Raw genomic sequence first — 19,879 nt, forward strand, 5'->3', positions numbered from 1 at the left:
AATACCCCTTTTCTCTGCCTCGTTTCAGGAAGGAGAGACGCTCCGTTGCCTGGTGAGTTCCCTCGCCCTGTGGGAGAGGGTGCCCGGAGGGCGGGTGAGGGGGATGCCACGAAGGGATGACGGTGCAGATGGCGATGCCCTCACCCCCGCCCCTCTCCCGGAGGGAGAGGGTAGAAGGGAAGAACCTTTGCGAAGGGGGATTTGCCTTATCTTGCCTTACCTCACCCTACCTACCGTGGGGCCCTTCCCCCCTCCTCAAGCTCCCGCATCGCCCGTTCGATGGCCCGGACATCGCACCCGTCGACGATCCGCTTGCCCTGGTCGAAGACGATAAGGGGCACCATGTCACCGTGGTAGCGTTCCCGCCATTCCTGGCGCGCGGCCTGGTCCTTTCGGATGTCGCGGGTGGTGTAGGGGATACCTTTGCTGGTGAAATAACTTTCCACCTCGGCACAGTAGCTTCAGCCGCTGCCGACGTAGATGGTTATGGCGGGATAATGCCGGGTGGTGCTCGGGACCGGGACTGACGGCGTGGCGCAACCGGGGAGAGGCAGCGCGAGCAGCAGGACCAGCGCAGCCAGTCGGAACACCGTCCAGTGCCGTAGCGGCGGCATCGCGATTTTGCGGTAGTGCTGCATCAGTTCCTCCGGGGCGGTCATCCTGGCACTTACACCTCCTCCCCCAGGAGGAGGAAGGGGGGCTTTGCGGCAACTTCTATCCCCCTCCCTATCCCTCCCCCTCCGGGGGAGGGGACCCGATAATGGTACCTCTGGGGGAGCAAGGAGCGTCTTTTTACGCCCGCTGCTGCTTCAACCTCTTACTGAGCGTAGGCTGCGACACCCCCAAAAGCCGTGCCGCGATGGACTGGTTCCCTTCCGCCCGCCGCACCGCCTCGGCCACCAAGAGGTCGATCGCCTCTGTGAACCCCGGCAGCCGGTCCATTCCGAAGAACGGGTTGTCCGAAGGCTCCGCCGGTTGCTCCGCAATCGATTGCGCCGGGCGTTCCCCGATGGCGCGCACGAAGGCCTCCATGGAAAGGACTCCACCCTGGTGCAGGCTCACCGCGTCGTACACCATCGCCTTCAGTTCCCGCACGTTGCCGGGGAAGTCGTAGGTGGCAAGAAGCACCGCGAGCTCTTTGGGTAGCGTCGGCTTCTTCTTGCCGAACTCCCGCGCCGCCAGCTCCAGGAAGTGGTCCAGCAGCAGCGGGATGTCATCCTTTCGTTTCCTCAAGGGGGGTACGTGCAGGTGGTGCGCCCGCAGCCGGTAGTAGAGGTCGTTTCTAAACTGCCCCGCCACCTGCCGCGCCGCCAGGTCCTGGTGCGTCGCCACCACCACCCGCGCGCGGATACGTCGGGGACGGTCGCTGCCGATCGGGTAGTATTCCCCCTCCTGCAATAGCCGCAACAGCTTCACCTGCGAACCGAGGCTCAGGTCCCCGATCTCGTCAAGGAACAGCGTCCCGTCGGCGGCCTGCTCGATCATCCCTTTTCTCGCCTCGCCCGCACCGGTGTAGGCGCCCTTGACATGGCCGAACAAGGTATCGGACACCATGGTGTCGTCCAGTCCCGCCACGTTCACCGCCACAAGCTCACCCTTCCTGCCGGAAAGCCGGTGCAGGGCGGAGACGATCAGTTCTTTTCCGACACCGCTCTCTCCCGTCACCAGGATGGGCTGGGAGGAAAGCGCCACCGCCTCAACGTACTGGAAGATGGAACGCATCCCCTTGTCGCCGGTCACGATGTTGTCGAACGCCTCCGGGTGCTCGAGCCGGTCGTAGAGGAAACGGTTCCTCAGTTCGCGGTTCTCCAGTTGCAGTTCCTTCTCGCGGACCGCCCGTTTCACCCCCTTGACGATGCGCCCCTCCTCCGAGGTCTTCACGTAGTAGTCGAAGGCGCCGCTACGCATGCAGTTCACCGCCGTCTCCAACTGGTTCAGGCCGCTCACGATGATCACCGTCACCTCGGGATGCTCCTCGGCGATCCGCTCCAGCAGTTCCTCGCCGGAGAGGTGCGGCATGGTCAGGTCGAGCAGCACCACCCCCACCGTGTACTCCGCCATCATCTTGAGGGCCTCGCGGCTGTCCGGGCAGGTGAGGATGTTGGTGAGCCCGGCGCGCTCCAGGGTGATGCTCATGGAATAGAGCCAGTCCGGTTCATCGTCGACCAGCAGGATGCTGAAGGATGGATAGAGGGTGGTGGTCATGCCATGGACTCCTTGTCGGGCACGGTGAAGGTGAGCCGCGCCGTGGTGCCTGCACCGGGGACGGAACTGAAGGAGAGCTCGCCGCCGTGTTCCTTGACGATGCCGCTCGAAACCGACAGCCCAAGCCCGGTTCCCCCGCTGTCGCGCTTGGTGGTGAAGAAGGGATCGGTGAGGCGGGAGAGATGTTCCGGCGCGATCCCGGTACCCTCGTCGCGCACCTCCAGGATCACCTGCCTCTTGTCCACATCGAACCAGGTGACCAGCTCGATGCCCCGGTCCGGTGCGGGGAGTGCCTGGCACGCGTTAACCACGAGGTTCACCACCACCTGCTCGATGCGCTGGGCGCTGCCGTTGAGCCGCGGGATGCCGGTGCCGAGGCTCACGCTGAAATGTTCCGTGCTCTTCTCCACCAGGTTGGCCAGCAGGCGCAGTGCCGCCTGCACCGTCTCGTTCAGGTCGAACTCCGCCGCCTGCCCCGGCTCCTGTTGTCTCGCGAAATCCTTCAGGTCCTCGACGATCAGCTTGACCCGCCGCGATCCCTCCTGCATCTGCTGCATCAGCTTGGGGAGCGCCTCGCGCATGCGCGAGTAGGGAAGTCCCCCGAACTCGAAGTCGCCGTTGTCCTGGTAATACTCCTCCAGGATCGGCTCCGCGTCCCGGAATGCCTCCATCACCACCGGCAGGTTCAACAGGATCAGCCCGTTGGGGTTGTTGATCTCGTGCGCCACGCCGGACACCAGGATGCCGAGCGCCGCCATTTTGTCCGCCTGGACCAGTTGCTGCTGACGGTTTATGAGCTCTTCCTCGGCATGGCGGCGCTCCTCCACCTCGCGGGTCAGTTCGGCCGTGCGTGCCGCCACCTCGCGCCCCAGCGTGCGCGACCAGAGCACGGCACCGCCGGCCAGAAGGATCAGCGGCAGTACCACCACCGCGCCGTACTTGAATACCTCGCTCCAGGAGAGCCCCGGCGGTTCCAGGACCCCGAGCCACTTGTTGTAGATCTTCTGGTACTCCCCGGTGTTTTTCAGGATGGCGAGCCCCTCGTTGAAGCGCGCCAAAAGCGCCGCGTTCCCCTTTTTCACCGCGAAACAGTACTGCTGCGCCGATACCGGGTCGCCCACCGCCTCGAGGTTGGAAAGCCCCAGTTCCCGGATCAGGTACAGGCCGGGCAGTTTCGCCATCACCGCGTAGTCGTGCTTCCCCGCGGCGAGCGCACGCAGCACGTCGGCGTGGGTCGGTACCGGAATCACCTTGGCGCCGATGCGCTGCGCTGCCAGGAACTCCTGCATGATGCCGTCGTCCAGTACCAGGACCTCCTTGCCGCGCAGGTCGGCCAGCGTGGGATGCCGGCTCCCCCCTTTGCGGGCGAAGATCGAGTGATGCACGATGGTGTGCGGCGGCGAGAAGTCGACGCTTTTGGCGCGCTCGTCCGAGTACGACATCCCCTCCAAGAGGTCGACGTCCCCCCGGACCAGGTCCTGGCGCCGTTCCGACCAAGCCCCGAGGCGTATTTCGACCTTGAGTCCCATGACCCGGGCCACGGCGCGGGTCAACTCCACGTTGTAGCCGCTGGGCTTGTCGTCCTTGTCCAGGAACTCGTAAGGAGGGTAGCTGCGGTCGCCGCCGACGATGACCAGCGACGGCGCGGCGTCGGCGGCCGGGGCCGCGTGGGCACAGACGACGCTGCAGAGGGAGAAGACGGCGGCGAAGAGGAAAAGACACAGGTGCCGCTCGGGACGATCATGGCGCTTGGTAGTTCGTACTGATGGCATGGATGCAGCTTATCTATCAAATTCGCCGCTTGCAAGATGATCTGATGCCACCGACAGGAATAAGACGGCGGCTTGTACATTATTTTAAGTTAACGTTAGCTGTGCTGTTGTTTAAAGTCCTCAAGCACATTCCGTATTGTACCGAAATGATAGGAATGAGAAATTCCTATTGCAAGAATTTGAGAGGTGCCCAATGAACCTGAGAAACAAGGTGAACATTACTGTCGTCGTCGCTTTTTCCATAGCGATCGTCGCCCTGATCATCACCGCCGCAACCAGTTCCCGCAGGATCATGGGCAGCATGGTCAACTCCTCCCAGTTGTCGCTTGCCAGCGACAACGCCGCCAGTGTCAACTCGTGGCTCTTGAGCAAACAGGCGATTATAGCTGCGGGCGCCAAGGAGTTGTCCACGGAGCCGGGACAGTCAAAAGAGCAGCAAATGAGCCTTGTGCAGCTTTTGGCGGGAGCGGGCGGCTTCTCCACCGTCTATCCCGGTTACGAGAACGGCGTGTTCATCTCCTCCGACGGCTGGGTGCCCGACGCGGGCTGGGACCATCGCAAGAGGCCCTGGTATGAGAAGGCCAAGTCGGAGATGAAGGTGTCCCAGACCGAGCCGTACGTGGACGCCCAGACCGGCAAGACCATCATCTCCTTCATCGCGCCCATCACCGCCGGAGGGAGCTTCACCGGCGTGCTTAGCTCCGACATCATGCTCGATGACGTCGTTAAACAGGTGCTCAACGTGAAGGTCGGCAGCACCGGCTACGCCTTCATCATGGACAAGAGTGGCAAGATCCTGGTGCACCCGAAAAAGGAACTCGTGCTCAAGAAGAAGTTCCAGGAGGTGACCTCAGGACTTGACGACCTGGGTGCCAAACTCGCCGCTGCGCCGGCCGGCAGCTTCGAGTACCAGATGGGGGACGTCGCCAAGATCGCCTCCTACGCGCGTATTCCCGCCGCGGACTGGTACATCTGCGTCACCGCCGACAAGGCTGACGTGTTTGCTCCGGTCAGCAGGCAGGTGCGGGCGCTTATCGCTATCGGCGCCATCTTCCTCGCCGGCGGCATCGCCGTCATCTTCTTCATCATCAGGGGGCTGCTCAGCCCGCTGGGTGTTCTCTGTAACCGTGTCGCCGATCTGGCCGAAGGGGAGGGGGACCTGACCAAGCGGGTCGACGTCGGTCACCGCAGCGACGAGATCGGGCTGTTGGCCGAGAAGCTGAACACCTTCGTGGAGAGCATGGGAAGCATCATCTCGCAGATCGCCTCCGCCTCCAGATCGCTCGCCTCCGAGTCCAACGCGCTCACCTCGACCTCCATGTCGATCTCGGTCGGCGCCGAGTCGGTAGCCGGGCAGACTGCCACCGTGGCTACTGCCAGCGAGGAGATGGCCGCCACCGCCGCCGACATCGCCAGTAACTGTCACCGCGCCGCCGATAGCGCACAGCACGCCGCCGATACCACCCAGGAAGGGTTCAAGGTTGTTTCCAGCACCGTGGAAGGGATCCGCTACCGCGGTCGGCAGACCAGGCAGAACGCCGACCGGATCTCGTCGCTGGGCGAGCGCTCCGAACAGATCGGTGCCATCGTGGCGACCATCGAGGATATTGCCGACCAGACCAACTTGCTTGCATTGAACGCCGCCATCGAGGCGGCCCGGGCCGGCGAGCAGGGGCGCGGTTTTGCCGTGGTTGCCGACGAGGTGCGTGCCTTGGCCGAGCGCACCACCCGCGCCACCAAGGAAATTGGCGACATGATCAAGGCGATCCAGTTGGAGACCAGGGACGCCATCACCTCCATGGAAGAAGGGGTGCGCGGCACCGAGCAGGGCGCCGTAGAGGCCGAGCAGTTAGAGGGCGCTTTGAAGCAAATCCTGGAGCAGGTCAACGATGTCACCGCCCAGGTGAGCCAGATTGCCACCGCCGCCGAGGAGCAGGGTGCCACCACCGGCGAGATCACCAACAACATCCAGCAGGTAACCGCCGTGGTGCAGGAAACCGCCAGCGGCGCCCAAGATTCCGCCCAGTCCGCCTCCCGGCTCGCCGAGCTCTCCGGGGAGTTGCAGCGCATCGTCGGCAAGTTCAAGCTCTGACAGCAGCCGGTCGGAATCGATAGCAACCAAAGCGAAGCGGGGGACGAGCAAAGGCTCGTCCCCCGTTTTTGTTTGCAGGTCGCCGACTCCGGTTCCGATTGACTGGCAATACTGCATCCAGCATCTTGCGGATATGGGTATAACGGAAAAATCAGCTCGCTTTCAAAACTACATGTACGAAATCCCCCCACTCTCGCCTAGTGACGGTGCGTACAACCAACAGCAACGTTCCCTCCTTTGGATCAAGGCAGTAAAGATTGCTAGCTATTGCACGTATTGTTGTGCGGCAATTGGCGTTTTCTTGATATACGTGTCACGTATCGTGTTGAAATATAAGTTATTTAACGACGGTACATTAATTGCTATATCTTAAAAAATAGTTTCACACTTCGTCAAGGGTAAACCCATCGAAAGGTGGGGACACAAAGCCACAGGCCCACAGTTCTCTGAACCGGGCAGCTGGGCCGCCGAAGCTTTGTTCCTGACGGAGGACACCATGAAAAACATCACCACAGCAGCATCCCCGCTTCTGATCCTTGATCCTGCCTCTTCAGCCGGAACCACGCCCCAACCCGATCATGCCTCACGTTCATTGTCAGTGCACGCAACTTTACAAGGAGGACGCATGCCCATGAGACCACAGAAATCACCGCACCAGTTGGACACACGGCTGAACACTATGCTCACGAGGGGCGTATCCGCCCTGGCGCTCACAGTGGTGGCACTTTCATTGTTAGCTTTCACCACACTGTTCACAGTAACATCAGCGGCAGCGAAAGATATCCAGCAACTGCCCCATGAACCGAACAACCCTAAAATTCACCAAGTTTATTTCAATACCACGGACAAGCATGAATACATCTACAACGGCCAAGAATGGGTTCCCCATGACGCGTCGATTGATACCTATGTTCTCAAAAAATACAAAAAACCAAAGGTAGACAAGGATTCTCCAAATGATAACGGGGCAAGTAATAAAACGGGTCAAGGAGGCGCACAATGAAAACGCTTACGGTAGCATTCAGCCTTGCGCTGCTTATCCTGGCCACGCTCAGTTCGGTTGTCAGTGGAGCCAACTATTGTCTTGACGCAAAGAACAACGACCTTTGTCCTGACATTTTGCATACCAAGCACCAGGCATTCATGAATGATTGCAAGGCGTGCCACGACCTGACCAACTCATTCATGGCTTCAGGAACATTCTTTAAGGACAGCACAAAAGCGGCCTTCTCTCCTAGTGGTCCCGCCCCGGTATTCACACCATCAGGAAGCTGGACTTCTCCACGGACATCCGCGGCTGCCAGCTGTTCAAATATTTCATGCCATAGCATTCCCGCTGGTGTTTTTACCTATTACATATATGACTGGGGCGCTGATGAAGTAGTACCCGTCTCGTACAACTATGGCGGCATGAGCGATGCGACAGCCCTTTGGCAGGACAAAGAGGACACCAATTGCAAAAGTTGCCATTCGATCCCGCCTTATTCCAAGAATGTCTGGCACAGCGGCTCTCACGGCATGCAATACATGATTGGATCAAACAACTGTGAGACGTGTCATCCTGATGCAAAATCCAGTACGGCAGCGGATGGAAAGACCATCGTGTCGAATTACATAACGGCTCCAAGCCAGCACGCAAACGGCACTCTTGACGTAGTAGCCAAGTACACATCTAAATGCTTCTATTGTCATTGAGCGGACACTTGTAGTCGATTCCTACTAAATATTTCTTTTGTTTTGGAGCCTGACTATGAAAAATCTATTAAGCATAGCACTCAGCCTCGCCTTGCTTGCCCTGGTGATACCATTTAGCGCCGGCGCTGGGGACGGTCCGCATTTCGACCCGGCCAAGATTGTAGCGCCATCCTGCACAACCTGCCATAATTCCTCCGCGCCATCCAATAGCGTTACGTTCAACAGCAACTGCCTGTCGTGCCATAGTGACTTCTCTACCGGCACGAACAGAGAAGAATTGCAGACCTCGCACCGTTGGAGCGGGAGTACCACGAATCCCGCCGCAGGTGCCCAACCGCCGGTTGTCGGGGTGCTGTCCCAGGCCCAGAACTACACGGGCGATCAATTCGCTTGCGTAAACTGTCATAACCCTCATGACGACGGCAACGGCAAATACCTGCGTATGGCAAATGATGGGGATCAGCTCTGCCTGGATTGCCATAGGTCGCGTGACGTGAAAAGCCACCGGGTAATGCCGGCTGCTTACCCGGCAAGCCATCCGGTGAATATCAAGTTCCCGGAAGCGGCCGCAGCCAACCCAAGCGGCTACAACAATCCCCCGCTCAATGCCAATCAGGCCAACCCGAATTCAGATCTGGGCGCCAAGCTCACCACATCCGGCGGCGTGTTGCTCTGCAGCACGTGCCATTCAGTGCATAGTGCCTATTCACAAAGTGCCAATCCACCTGTTGCCGACAGCAACGGCAAGCTTGGCGACGGCAACCTGCTGCGCACCAACCCACGGGGGGGCAAAGTGGCCTCCGGGGCTGCCGATAACCTGAATATCTGCACCAACTGCCACGCAGGCAAGATGAATCACAACGGCTGGGGGCAGGACGTCCAGTGCCTGGACTGCCATGCCGCCCATGTGGAGTATGATCCGAACGATCCGACCGGCGCCAAAGGGACCAACATCAACCTGATCCGGAGGAATCTGCCGGGAACATCAAACCAGATATTCTTCCGTTACTCTGGCAGCAGAAGGGAGTACAAGAACGCGGATGGAACCGGAGTCTGCCAGGTCTGTCATGTCCCCCCGGCATCAATTGCAGATCATGCCAGCAACGATCCGAAGGTATGCAATAAGTGCCATGCGCACAATAATGCCAAAGGATCATTTGCCGCATCGATGCCAGATCACAAGGCAACGATGAGTTCCGGCGATATCGTGATGTTCACCCCTGACAGCGCCCACGATGTCACTCCTTTGAGCATTAACGAGAATTGTACGCTGTGCCACTATGAGAGCCTCGTCCAGCAACATAACAGCAACTGCTCGTTGTGCCACTCGGGCAGCAACCCTCCGAGGAATTCTTTCGGTGGCGAAGCCTGGAACAAGACCTGCCAGCAGGGCTCCTGCCACCCTTCGATACACTCTGCAATGACAGCTAACCACAACGGAATGTACTGGAACTCATCTGCAAGCTGTGAGCTCTGCCATGACACCGGTGGCGGTGATTTCCCGGGACCTGGTGATAACTGCGCCCGCTGCCACACCCCAGGCTTGACGGCAGCTGCGGTCGGAGACCATCAACCGCCAACAACAACATGCAACGCGCAGTATACGTACGTGGGTGGTTCTTCAATCCATCTGACGGCCACGGATGCAGGTTCTTCAGGCATTTCCGCAACCTGGTATTCTCTTGGTGGCACGTCCTGGCACATAGGGAACGATGTTTACTTTAGTGCACCGACTTCAGGTTCAAGGAACTACACACTGTATTTCTATTCAGCTGATCATGCCATGAATAGAGAGGCCACAAAGACAGTTACATTTACCGTACAGGCAGTACCAGTTGCCGATACTACCCCGCCTGCAACGACATCGAACTTTAATCCATCAACTGGGGCAAACTTCAAGGCCAGCCAAACGGTGACTCTTACTCCGAGTGACAGTGGTTCCGGTGTCAAGGCGACCTACTACAAAATTGATTCAGGTGCTTTCGTACAAGGAACATCCTTTACCGTTACGGGCGACGGTTCGCACACCTTTAGCTATTACTCTGTTGACAATGCCAACAACACCGAAGCTGTTCACGTGTCAAATTCGTTCCGCATTGATACCGTAGCACCTGTTACTACTAATAGTGCTGCGAACAATGTTACTTATACTAGCGCTCAGACGTTCACCCTGAGTGCAACAGACGGTGGTTCAGGAGTCGCGAGTACGTGGTACAAGCTCGACGGAGCCGCGTCGTTTACACAGGGCACATCGATTGCCGTCGCTGCCCCGGTTTCCGGAAGCGCATCTCACACTATCTCGTGGTATTCGATTGATGCCGCGGGGAATCAGGAAACGACACGGTCGGTTACCTTTACTGTACAGGCTGTGGTAGTTTCCGATACAACGCCACCTGTAACGGCATCAAGCTTCAACCCGGCTGCCGGCGCCATTTTCAAGGGCAGTCAGGCCGTAACACTTACACCTGTCGATGTCGGGTCAGGGGTCAAGACTACCTACTACAAAATAGATGCTGGCGCCTTTATCCAGGGTACGGTTTTCGCCGTATCGGGTGATGGGCTGCACACTTTCAGCTATTATTCTGTTGACAATGCCAACAACACAGAGACTGCCCACGTATCAAATCAATTCCGTATTGATACGATTGCTCCAGTTACTTCAAGCAGTGCTGTGGCAGGTACCACCTATACAGGTAACCAAAGTTTCACACTTACCCCGGCAGATAGTGGTTCTGGCGTCGCAAGTACGTGGTACAAGCTGGACGGAGCCGTGTCGTTTACCCAGGGGACATCAATAGCGGTGACTGCCCCCGCCTCTGGAAGTGTGTCGCATACAATCTCCTGGTATTCGATCGATACGGCTGGCAATCAGGAGGTCACAAAGTCGGCGACATTTACGGTGTCAGCAGTGACGGGTAGTGGAGGTGGGACAGCAACCCTTATCGGGCGCAATTCTTCGTCATCCAACCATCCCTATACACACTTCTGGGTAAATGACGCGACCGATACTAATCTCATAGCGGACGGCGGTTGGTCTTCTGATGAACATATTACTAGCGCTACTTTCGTCGTTCCGGCAGGTGTTGGTTACGTATTGCACGTCGAATGGGAATACCCAGACTATGAGGGGAGCGATTCGGGAGCTGACTCTCGAGTGGTCTCTCCTTCGGAAACTTCTAGCGGTGCCACAGTCACGTGGCAGTTAACACTCCCGTAATCATCGGACAATGTGACTTATTATAGGATTGCGGACATAGGGGGGCGTTCCTGAGATTTTGAGATTTGCAGAAGCCAGACAGCCAAAATCAAAATCTTAAGAACGTCCTCCCCTTGAGCAACCGGTCGGAATGGGTAGCAACCAAAGCGAAGCGGGGGACGAGCAAAGGCTCGTCCCCCGCTTTTTGTGGTTGATCCCGGATCAGCTCCCCATCTGGAGCCGCACGTGAACCAGCGTCCCCCCCCCCCTTTGCGAAGGGGGGACAGGGGGGATTTGTCCTGTGCTGGCACCGGACGCGTGCCTCCTAGCTCAGGCCACTCTGTAGCCTGCCTGAACCCTCCCATACCCCCGCCATATAATCCTCAAATCGAGACGTTCTTTGCGTCTTGGCTCCTTTGCGTTAACCGTTGCTTTTGGTTCTCCCCCCGAAGATTTGCTCTTGCAATGACGGATCTGCATGCTACCGTAATTGGAGTTTTTTAATTTATCAAGCGGAGGCCAAAGACATGGTGAAAAATCGTAATGGCGGGGAAGGGGACGACGAACTCATCCGCACAACCGGCGACCTCCTCACCGATTTGAGCAGGGATCCGTCCATCATGCAAAGCATCTACGACCTGTTACCGAACCAGGAGAAGATACAACATGCTCTTGACCGGCACCGCAGCCTGTATCACCAGGTATTGGACGGCGCCCGTGACAAGGAACCGGAACTGGAGGCGGCCCGGAACGACCTCATTGTGCAAATAAGCCTGGTTCATGGCATGGCGACCCTCACCGGCAAACACGACCCGACCATTCCACAGAAATTGGGTTTGGTGCACCAGGTATCCAGCAAACGGACTTCGGCTGGGGGCCTCCTCGTGCCGGAGAACTTCAGGATGCTCTACGAAGGGCGCAGTATCATCGCCCGCGCGTCTGCGGTCAAGGGTGCCAGGAGTTACGAAGTTTGGGTTTGTGAGGGCGACCCGCTCGTAGAGTCCAGTTGGAGGCACCATGCGACCTCGGGCAAAATCAACCGGATCGAAATAACAGGTCTCACGCCCGGCAAGCTCTACTACATCAGGATCAGGGCTGTGGGCGCCAATGATGCAGGGCCGTGGTCCAACTTCATCAGCATGATGGCGATCTAAAACCTCACTAAAGTGTCACCACCGCCTGGTTACGGTTTCCGTACCCGGTGGTGACACTCCCTTCTGCTACCCTCCTCTCCAAGCAGTGCGCCAAGACAAAATCGGAAAACGTCCCAATGAAATCGGAAAACGCAGTGACAAAATCGGGAAACGTTCCCGTTAAATCGGAAAACGCAGTGACAAAATCGGGAAACGTTCCCGTTAAATCGGAAAACGCAGTGACAAAATCGGGAAATGTCCCCGTAAAATCCGAAAACGCGATCACAAAATCGGAAAACGTCCCCTTAAAATCCGAAACGTCATCCTAAAATCACAAAACAGGATGACAAAATCGGAAAACGTTACCCTAAAATCGCAAAACATCCGGACGAAATGTGAAAACGCGGTGGCAGATTCGGGAAACGCGACGATGAACTGCTAAAGTGGCAGGTCCAACTTCAGATTGAAACATCAACTTCGGCTGACTGGTGTCTCAGGGGGCAAATTTCCAGCAGGCTTTTCGGCGTTTGCTCTGTCAGGATGGGCACGCAATGGTGTAGCCGCGACGGTGGAACCCTGAACTGCGCCAGGAGACACAGGAATTCCGACACTACCGCTTGAGGATACCAGTCATCACTTCGCCTTTGACATGTGTGCAGGATCTATATATATTGCGATTGATTTGTGTATGCAAATGAAATTAAGTATAGATGGCGCATCTTCTTGTTGCGGTGGGAGGATGGTTATTTTATAGCCTTCCTCCCGATTGGCAGGTAGCTCACACATGAGAGTCGTAAATAGCGGATCCCAACCAAAACGGGTAGAGACGGACTGTGCGAGTCAGTAGGAGCGACTAGGAGCCTGTGAGAGCAAGATCGCTCCGCCGCTCAGCCGCAACCCGTTGGGCGTCAAGATGGGGGTCCACATCAAGTAAATGGGGAGACATTAGATGATTAGTCACAAAACCTGCCGAGCTATTCTGTTTATGGCAATTTACGGTCTCTTGTTAACTGCTTGTTCTGCGCACAACCCCTTCATTATTACAAACACAACTCAATCAATACCTGCCTCAGAATCAAAATATCCAGCCCACCACGACAAAGTGTTTGTGACAGAGCAGGGTCTTCCTCTAAGCGTATCGTTTGAGGCCATTTCATCCGTTGAGGTTGGTAAGGTCTGGTACGGAAGCTCCGACAGTGTTCTGACCTCCATTGCCGACAGGGCACGTGAACTTGGCGCTAATGTCGTAATTCAGGTCAAAACGTGGCATCAGCCTTCAGGCTGGTCTTGGGCTGCGCCTCATGGATCAGGTCAAGCCGTTCGGATTGATCCGCAATCTCTGTCAACTCTCAACGTAACGGGCAGCTGGTATTGAAATTGAGAATAGAGCCGTGCCTAAAGATGATTGATTTTTGTATTCAGCAATAGGCCTGACTAACAAGGGAAGCTGAAAGGGCCGCGTCTTCAAGTTTCAAAAAACAGAATAGACTGAGGTCTCAACCCGGCTTACGACCCGCCGAAAGCGGTCAAAGCCATACCCGTTGGCATACAGTGTCACAATTTAAGTTGGTGCAGTGAGATGTGATGAAATCACCAGCAGAGGGAAAAGTGAAAGAGATCACGTGTCCGGCTTGCAACTATACTAGGCAACCAACGGATGACGCGCCAGAATGGGCATGCCCCAAGTGCCTGAAAGCTTATGCCAAAACAGGTACAATGGCAGAAATTGTGCCGAAAGACAGTAATTGTAAAATTCATCCCAGCCACCAAAGCAGTTGGCAATGCTCTGACTGCGGATCGAGATTTTGCCATAATTGCGTCACCCCCTTAAAACATACTACGTCCTACCTTTACGAAAAAGTTCCTATTGGGTTATGCCCGGAGTGTAAAGGTCTATGCGCAAATTTTGAGTATGTTGAAAAGTTTGCTGCGGGTGAACTACCGCATCAAAAAGCCACTAGAAAGCGCGCACGAACAGTGCTCATTTCCGCAATAGCGCCTATACCTGCGATGATTGCTTTCTTCGTTTTTGCCCCGCCGGAACTTAGACTTGTCGGGGCTATCGGGGCTTATGCTATATGCTCAGTGTTGAGTTGGCAGTGGCGACTGGACCAGTGGATCGGCGGAGGTTCAATTTTCGGCCTGGACAATAAGGAATACCATCTAATACATGATAAACCCCGTCCGTTATTAACATTATTGCTATTTATCATAGCTGCAGCATCAGTATTTTGTTTTCTTTATCGTGTGCTGCTGTCCAAAACACTTCATTGGATTTAGGCTAGGCCTAGACGGGATGCAGAGATGTTTTAGACTCCGAAAGGGGCAGGCACGTTTTAATCATGAGGAATGGCAGATTCCAACAACGTCCTAAGACTCGGACGGCTAACGCCGCCGGTCAAGGCCGCCCCCGTTGGCAGCGAAGGAGAAATTGAAATGAGAAAGCTGCTGCATTCGTTCTTGATAGGAATCCTGATTTTATCAGCAACACCAGTGCTCGCCGGGGATGTTGCTGCACTGGAAAAAGCAATAAACACCTGGGCAAAGGAAGCTACTCCACCCTCTTACAAATATGCATTTGTCGACTTAAATGATGATGGAACCGATGATGCAGTAGTCCTTATCACCGACAACCAGTATTGCGGATCAGGTGGATGTACATTCCTAATTTTTAAAGAAGCAAGTCACGGCTTTCAAAAAGTCTCTTCCAGTACCATCACGAGGGCGCCCATTTTTCTGCTGCCTGAAAGAAAAAATGGGTGGCACACATTATCAGTATTTGTCGTAGGTGGTGGGGCTAAGTCTGGACAGGTATTAATGCGGTTTGACGGCGCAAAATACCCAAACAATCCAAGCACACAGCCAAAGGCAAAGAGACGCGAGCTAAAGGGAGCAAAGACGTTAATCTCCGACAACAATGGACGTATGTAGCCCAACCAGAACGGGTGGAGACGGACCACAAAACTTGAGAAACTTGAGGGGACGTTGCTGAGATTTTGGGATTTGCAGACACAACAGAGAGAGAAAGTCAAAATCTCAGCAACGTCCCCCTGCTCATCCCCCTACTCAGTCCCCCTGCTCACACGTGAGATGGATGGTTTGGCGTGGTAAGACGGTTTCAGAGCTTGAAGGAGGGTTACCCATGGCACCGCTTCGACTGCTTATTACCTGTTTTGCCCTGATGCTTTTGACTGGTTGCTTCCAGGTGACGACGGTCGTTCGTGTAAATCGTGACGGGAGCGGTACGGTCGAAGAAACGGTTTTCATCAGCAAAAAGGTTGTGGCTCAGATCGAGGAGATGTTTCGCAGCTTAAAGAGCGCCGGCGGGAAGGTTCAAGGCGCCGGGGGAAAGGACAACCCCTTCGACCTTTTCGAGCCGGACCAGCTCAAGGGCAGAGCCAACTCGATGGGAAAGGGTGTTAGCTACCTTTCGGGTGAAAGGGTGGAAAACAAAGACTTTAAAGGTTATGTAGCTAGATATGCATTCAGGGACATCAACACGCTCCAGTTGTCGCATCGGAGCGGCGCCGATGTCACCGCAAATATTCCGAAGATCCCGCTCCTGAATTTCAGCTTTAAAAAGGGACCGAAGGGGACTCTGGTCATCAACTTCCCCAAGGCTACTGAAAACCACACAGTTCATGCGGCGCCAGATCCTTTGCGCACCAACGGATCAGCGCCAGCCGAAAGCTCCCCTGAAATTTTCATCCCCCCCCTGCAAACCGCGCGAGATGCGGAAACCGCCCCTGAAGTATACAGCCCCAAGGTAGAAAACCCGGCAATTACATCTGACCCGCTAAGCGAAGAGAAGAAGAGGGAAATGATGGCGATGTTCATGGGGATGAAGTTCGCCCTTGTCGTAGAAGTGAACGGCACCATACTGAGCACCGATGCCACCCATCGCGACGGAAATCGCCTGACCATTTTCGATTTTGATATGACCAGGCTTAGTAATCCGACCACGGCTGAACTGGAGACACTGAGCCTTCTTAGAAGTGGGTTCATGCCCGACGTGAAGGAGCTGTCCAAGGCAATACCAGGGATAAAGGTGGAGTTGAACGAAAAGCTGACCGTGGTTTTTCAGTAAGTCAAGTTCAAGGCGTCTCCGGGAGAAGGGGGATGCAGGTGACATATGTAACATGTTGATGTTAGCTGGGATGAGAGGCATAGGAACGTCCCCCTTGCGGGATAGCGGTAGACATTTTCGACCACGCAGTTACATTTGAGGACCTACCGGAATGAAACAAACTATAGGTCTCATTCTCTCGCTTAATCTTCTTTGCGGCTGCGCGACGACGCAGATCAAGCCCATTCCTCGTGGTGAAGCGGTCCAGATCGTCTTTGCGAAGAGCCCGCAATCCGTTGATGTCATTGACATAAAGAACAAGGCAATCGGTAGCGGCGCTGCGGCGGGTGCCGGAACCGGAGCGGCGGGCGGCGCCGTCACCGGTGCCCTTCTGGGCTTGTCATGTGGCCCCTTCTTTTTTTTCTGCAGCCCGGTTCTAGCCGCCACTGGTGCCGTAACCGGGGCAGGTGTTGGCGCCGGTGTCGGTGCAGGGGTGGGCGTTACGGGCCAGCTTTCCAGTGCAAAGGCTGCTCAGTTGCGCGCCCGGATGATGGGCGTGCAGCAGTCTCACCCTTTGCTGGCCGAGTTGCAGAAGAATGTCAATGCCAGGGCACAAAAGTGCTGGAAGTTGGGTACAGATCATCCTGTAGCGCTGGTGACCGTCGAGCTGCAAGATCTACTGTTCTCTACGACGCGGGATGAAGAAATCGACTTTACTGTACGGGTATTGGTATCCGTGCAAAGAGATGTGACGAAGAACACGACAAAGGAAGAAAAGCTGTACCAGTATGTTGCCCCTTCCAGCAACATCTCCGTTTGGCTGGATGAGAGCAGTGACTTTATCGACACGGTGCTCACAAGCGCCAGCCAACAGATTGCCGTACAGATAGTTTCTGATCTGGCCATGAAATGAGAAAGACCGTTGATCATCCTCAGCCGTCTCATCTGCTTAAGCACTCAAGGGAGTTCTGGGGGCAGGCTTGCGAAGTTGCACCTCTGACACTCGCCATCGACTTTGCAACACTGCAAGCCTGACCCCAGAACTCCCCCTTAGACCTTCCCTTTTCTGACATGAAATATACGTCGTTACTGGTATAGTTCTCGGACAATTAGGACGGCAAACCTCCCCCCTGTGTTTCTGCACCCCGGCTGTTCCAATCGCCGACGTTTTCACAATAGGAAGGGATCACTATCATGGACGCCTCAAGCTACCAGGAAATCAGGGAACTGTTCGATAATTACATTCGGATGTACTCGACTCGCGACGATTTGCTGACGGCCTGGTTCAGTGACGATTTCTCGGGCATAACCGGTAGCGGCGATTATCTCGTGAAGGATCGTGAGGCATGGATCGCGGTCACCCGTCAGGACTTCGCTCAGGTCAAGGACCCCATACACATCGAACTGAAGGATCTCTCGATCCAGCTGCTGGCCGAAACGATTGCGGTGACCAGCAGCACCTTCGTCATCCATCTCCCCATCGAAGAGCACATACTGTCGAAAAAAATTGCCCGCCTCGTGCTCATATTCCGCAGGGAGGACGCCGGCTGGAAGATCTCCCATAGCAGCATCTCGGTCTCATTCGGAATCGCTGACGAGGGGGAGATCTATCCGCTCAAGGACCTGCAGGATCGCAACCGGCACCTTGAGGCGCTGGTGGCCGAACGGACCGGCCAGCTCTGCGAGGCAAACGAAAAGCTTAAGCGGGTAAACGAGGAGTTGGCCCGGGAGGTCGAAAAACAGAAGACGGCCGAATTGGCCAACGCGAGGCTATTGCTGCGCCAGCGGGCCATTCTGGACAACCTGCCGATGATGGCTTGGCTGAAGAACACCGAAGGGCGGCTGGAGATGATCAACGAAAAGTACGCGAGATCTGCCGGCCGAACCGTGGAGGAGTGTCTCGGCAAGACTGACTTCGACCTCTTCCCCGCAGACATGGCCGCCGATTACGTGGCGGATGACCGTGAAGTCTGCGCGTCGGGAAAGACCAAGCACGTGGAGGAGCAAATTGCAACCCCGGCCGGGGCCAGATGGCATTCCACCTTCAAGACCCCCCTCTTCGACGAACTGGAAAGGGTGGTCGGAACCACGGGCATCGCCCAGGACATCACCGAGAGAAAACAGGCGGAGGAACTCCTCTCCTATGCCACCTCGCTGACCAGCGCCGCCCTCGAATCCACTCCAGATGGGATCCTGGTCGTCAACCGAAACGGGGAGATCGTGCGCTGGAACCGGAAGTTCGCCGAGCTCTGGGATGTCCCGGAGGAACTGCTGGTCACCGGCGTGAGTGACCTGATACACCCTTACATCGCCTCCCGGATGGTCAAGGCTGACGAGTTCCTGGCCAAAGTGCATGAGCTTTACGCCCGCCCGGAAGCCTCAGGCCAGGACCAGATTGCCCTCGCCGATGGACGCCACTTCGACCGCTACACCCAGCCCTTGAAGATTGGTGACGAGATCGTGGGTCGCTTCTGGTCCTACCGAGATGTGACCGATCTCAAGAAGCACCACCTGGAACGGTTACGGATAGAAAAACTGGAATCGCTTGGCCTCCTTGCCGGCGGCATAGCCCACGACTTCAACAACATTTTGACCGGCGTCATGGGTAACGTCTCGATTGCACAGCTTTCCCTGGATCCGGGCCATAAATCGTTCAGACCGTTGGAGGAGGCGGAAAAGGCCTCGGTGCGGGCCACGGAGCTCGCCCGCCAGTTGCTCACCTTCGCCCGTGGGGGAGAGCCGATCAGGAAGGTGGTTTCCCTGCCTACCATCATCAACGAGTCGGTGGAGCTCGGCTTGAGCGGGTCCAACGTGAAGGGGATAGTTGACATCCCCGACCTGATCCATGCGATCGACGCCGACGAGGGCCAGATGTGCCAGGTCCTGCACAACATAGTTATCAATGCCACGCAGGCCATGCCGGGCGGCGGTACGCTGGCGGTGACCGCCCGTAACGAGATCCTCGCCGGTGACAACGCTTTAGGCCTCGCTTCCGGAAACTACGTCCGGCTGACGGTGGCCGACCAGGGGTGCGGCATGACCGAAGAGGTAATGGCGAAGATTTTTGACCCTTACTTCACCACGAAAGTGGGAGGGAACGGACTGGGGCTGGCTTCCGTCTATTCAATAATAACGAGGCATGGCGGACATGTCGGCGTCGCCTCCACGCTCGGTAGGGGAACCACCTTCACCATCCACCTTCCCTCTATCGGGGAGACGTATCAGGCCCATGCCGCCGAGACTGCTACCCAAGCGGCCGGCCATCAGCATGGGGAGGGAGTGGTTCTCGTGATGGACGATGAGGTCATGATCAGGGATTTGGCGGCCGTGATGCTGACGGAGTTGGGCTACCGGGTAACCACCTGCGCGGAGGGCTCCGAAGCAGTCCAATTGTATGAAGACGCCCTTCGGGCTGGTACCCCCTTCTCGGCAGTGATCATGGACCTCACCATACCGGGGGGAATGGGGGGGAAGGAGGCGGCGGAGAGGATTCTCGCCGTGGATGCAGGGGCCAACTTGATTGTATCAAGCGGATACTCCAACGACCCCATAATGGCGGATTATCCTGCCTACGGGTTCCGGGGCGCGGTGGCCAAGCCTTACACGATCCAGAGCCTGGGGCAAAAATTGACCCCATTGGGATCTGGGGCTAGAAGCTAGGGCTAGGGGGGACGTTGCTGAGATTTTGAGATTTGCAGACGCAACGGAGAGAGAAAGTCA

General features: G+C 56.4%; 15 protein-coding genes and 1 riboswitch. Of the genes, 11 read left to right on the forward strand and 4 right to left on the reverse strand.

Features of this window, described 5'->3' with window-relative positions:
- Positions 1 to 230: 230 nt before the first annotated feature.
- The 4 genes from K7R21_RS01860 to K7R21_RS01875 all read right to left on the reverse strand — a co-directional run bounded on the left by K7R21_RS01860 (position 231) and on the right by K7R21_RS01875 (position 3,977).
- Positions 231 to 446 (reverse strand): glutaredoxin family protein, encoded by a 216-nt coding sequence (locus tag K7R21_RS01860; RefSeq protein WP_224981577.1) that lies wholly within the window; start codon positions 444 to 446, stop codon positions 231 to 233.
- A gap of 15 nt (positions 447 to 461) precedes the next feature.
- The gene (locus K7R21_RS01865) at positions 462 to 659 is read right to left on the reverse strand and encodes a hypothetical protein (protein ID WP_224981578.1); all 198 of its coding nucleotides are present in this window, start codon (positions 657 to 659) and stop codon (positions 462 to 464) included.
- Between the two features lie 133 nt (positions 660 to 792).
- A complete protein-coding gene (locus K7R21_RS01870) occupies positions 793 to 2,205 on the reverse strand; it encodes a sigma-54-dependent transcriptional regulator (RefSeq protein WP_224981579.1) in 1,413 nt (470 codons plus the stop codon).
- Positions 2,202 to 3,977: a transporter substrate-binding domain-containing protein gene (locus K7R21_RS01875; RefSeq protein WP_224981580.1), complete on the reverse strand. Its 1,776-nt coding sequence runs from the start codon at positions 3,975 to 3,977 to the stop codon at positions 2,202 to 2,204. Before K7R21_RS01875 ends, K7R21_RS01870 begins: the two co-directional genes overlap by 4 nt.
- 193 nt (positions 3,978 to 4,170) lie before the next feature.
- Between K7R21_RS01875 and K7R21_RS01880 the strand changes: the two genes are divergently transcribed.
- From K7R21_RS01880 to K7R21_RS01930, 11 genes are all read left to right on the forward strand, one after another.
- Positions 4,171 to 6,069 (forward strand): methyl-accepting chemotaxis protein, encoded by a 1,899-nt coding sequence (locus K7R21_RS01880; RefSeq protein WP_224981581.1) that lies wholly within the window; start codon positions 4,171 to 4,173, stop codon positions 6,067 to 6,069.
- A gap of 387 nt (positions 6,070 to 6,456) precedes the next feature.
- A riboswitch (cyclic di-GMP riboswitch) is annotated at positions 6,457 to 6,541 on the forward strand.
- A 24-nt stretch (positions 6,542 to 6,565) separates the two neighbouring features.
- Positions 6,566 to 7,072, forward strand: coding sequence for a hypothetical protein (locus tag K7R21_RS01885; RefSeq protein WP_224981582.1), 507 nt, complete (start codon positions 6,566 to 6,568; stop codon positions 7,070 to 7,072).
- Complete coding sequence (locus K7R21_RS01890) at positions 7,069 to 7,764, forward strand: CxxxxCH/CxxCH domain c-type cytochrome (protein WP_224981584.1); 696 nt, start codon at positions 7,069 to 7,071, stop codon at positions 7,762 to 7,764. Before K7R21_RS01885 ends, K7R21_RS01890 begins: the two co-directional genes overlap by 4 nt.
- 55 nt (positions 7,765 to 7,819) lie before the next feature.
- The gene (locus tag K7R21_RS01895) at positions 7,820 to 10,981 is read left to right on the forward strand and encodes an OmpL47-type beta-barrel domain-containing protein (RefSeq protein ID WP_224981586.1); all 3,162 of its coding nucleotides are present in this window, start codon (positions 7,820 to 7,822) and stop codon (positions 10,979 to 10,981) included.
- Between the two features lie 506 nt (positions 10,982 to 11,487).
- Positions 11,488 to 12,114 (forward strand): fibronectin type III domain-containing protein, encoded by a 627-nt coding sequence (locus K7R21_RS01900; RefSeq protein ID WP_224981587.1) that lies wholly within the window; start codon positions 11,488 to 11,490, stop codon positions 12,112 to 12,114.
- A gap of 928 nt (positions 12,115 to 13,042) precedes the next feature.
- A complete protein-coding gene (locus K7R21_RS01905; protein ID WP_224981589.1) occupies positions 13,043 to 13,468 on the forward strand; it encodes a hypothetical protein in 426 nt (141 codons plus the stop codon).
- A 233-nt stretch (positions 13,469 to 13,701) separates the two neighbouring features.
- Entirely contained in the window at positions 13,702 to 14,373 is a 672-nt protein-coding gene (locus K7R21_RS01910; RefSeq protein ID WP_224981591.1) for a hypothetical protein, read from the forward strand.
- A 156-nt stretch (positions 14,374 to 14,529) separates the two neighbouring features.
- Complete coding sequence (locus tag K7R21_RS01915; RefSeq protein WP_224981592.1) at positions 14,530 to 15,024, forward strand: hypothetical protein; 495 nt, start codon at positions 14,530 to 14,532, stop codon at positions 15,022 to 15,024.
- A gap of 211 nt (positions 15,025 to 15,235) precedes the next feature.
- On the forward strand, positions 15,236 to 16,180 hold the full coding sequence (locus tag K7R21_RS01920) for a hypothetical protein (RefSeq protein ID WP_224981593.1): 945 nt from the start codon (positions 15,236 to 15,238) through the stop codon (positions 16,178 to 16,180).
- Between the two features lie 151 nt (positions 16,181 to 16,331).
- On the forward strand, positions 16,332 to 17,072 hold the full coding sequence (locus K7R21_RS01925; RefSeq protein WP_224981594.1) for a hypothetical protein: 741 nt from the start codon (positions 16,332 to 16,334) through the stop codon (positions 17,070 to 17,072).
- 281 nt (positions 17,073 to 17,353) lie between these two features.
- Positions 17,354 to 19,819, forward strand: a complete 2,466-nt coding sequence (locus tag K7R21_RS01930) for a PAS domain-containing protein (protein WP_224981595.1) — start codon at positions 17,354 to 17,356, stop codon at positions 19,817 to 19,819.
- Positions 19,820 to 19,879 lie beyond the last annotated feature (60 nt).

The sequence above is a fragment of the Geomonas agri genome (genome assembly GCF_020179605.1).
Lineage (GTDB): Bacteria > Desulfobacterota > Desulfuromonadia > Geobacterales > Geobacteraceae > Geomonas > Geomonas agri.

Bases quoted from the DNA above. Each gene is read 5' to 3' on its own strand.
- K7R21_RS01895 (WP_224981586.1), top strand. From the start codon at position 7,820: ATGAAAAATCTATTAAGCATAGCACTCAGCCTCGCCTTGCTTGCCCTG.
- K7R21_RS01915 (WP_224981592.1), top strand. From the start codon at position 14,530: ATGAGAAAGCTGCTGCATTCGTTCTTGATAGGAATCCTGATTTTATCA.
- K7R21_RS01875 (WP_224981580.1), bottom strand. From the start codon at position 3,977: ATGCCATCAGTACGAACTACCAAGCGCCATGATCGTCCCGAGCGGCAC.
- K7R21_RS01880 (WP_224981581.1), top strand. From the start codon at position 4,171: ATGAACCTGAGAAACAAGGTGAACATTACTGTCGTCGTCGCTTTTTCC.
- K7R21_RS01865 (WP_224981578.1), bottom strand. From the start codon at position 659: ATGACCGCCCCGGAGGAACTGATGCAGCACTACCGCAAAATCGCGATG.
- K7R21_RS01930 (WP_224981595.1), top strand. From the start codon at position 17,354: ATGGACGCCTCAAGCTACCAGGAAATCAGGGAACTGTTCGATAATTAC.
- K7R21_RS01885 (WP_224981582.1), top strand. From the start codon at position 6,566: ATGAAAAACATCACCACAGCAGCATCCCCGCTTCTGATCCTTGATCCT.
- K7R21_RS01925 (WP_224981594.1), top strand. From the start codon at position 16,332: ATGAAACAAACTATAGGTCTCATTCTCTCGCTTAATCTTCTTTGCGGC.
- K7R21_RS01920 (WP_224981593.1), top strand. From the start codon at position 15,236: ATGGCACCGCTTCGACTGCTTATTACCTGTTTTGCCCTGATGCTTTTG.
- K7R21_RS01905 (WP_224981589.1), top strand. From the start codon at position 13,043: ATGATTAGTCACAAAACCTGCCGAGCTATTCTGTTTATGGCAATTTAC.
- K7R21_RS01870 (WP_224981579.1), bottom strand. From the start codon at position 2,205: ATGACCACCACCCTCTATCCATCCTTCAGCATCCTGCTGGTCGACGAT.
- K7R21_RS01900 (WP_224981587.1), top strand. From the start codon at position 11,488: ATGGTGAAAAATCGTAATGGCGGGGAAGGGGACGACGAACTCATCCGC.
- K7R21_RS01890 (WP_224981584.1), top strand. From the start codon at position 7,069: ATGAAAACGCTTACGGTAGCATTCAGCCTTGCGCTGCTTATCCTGGCC.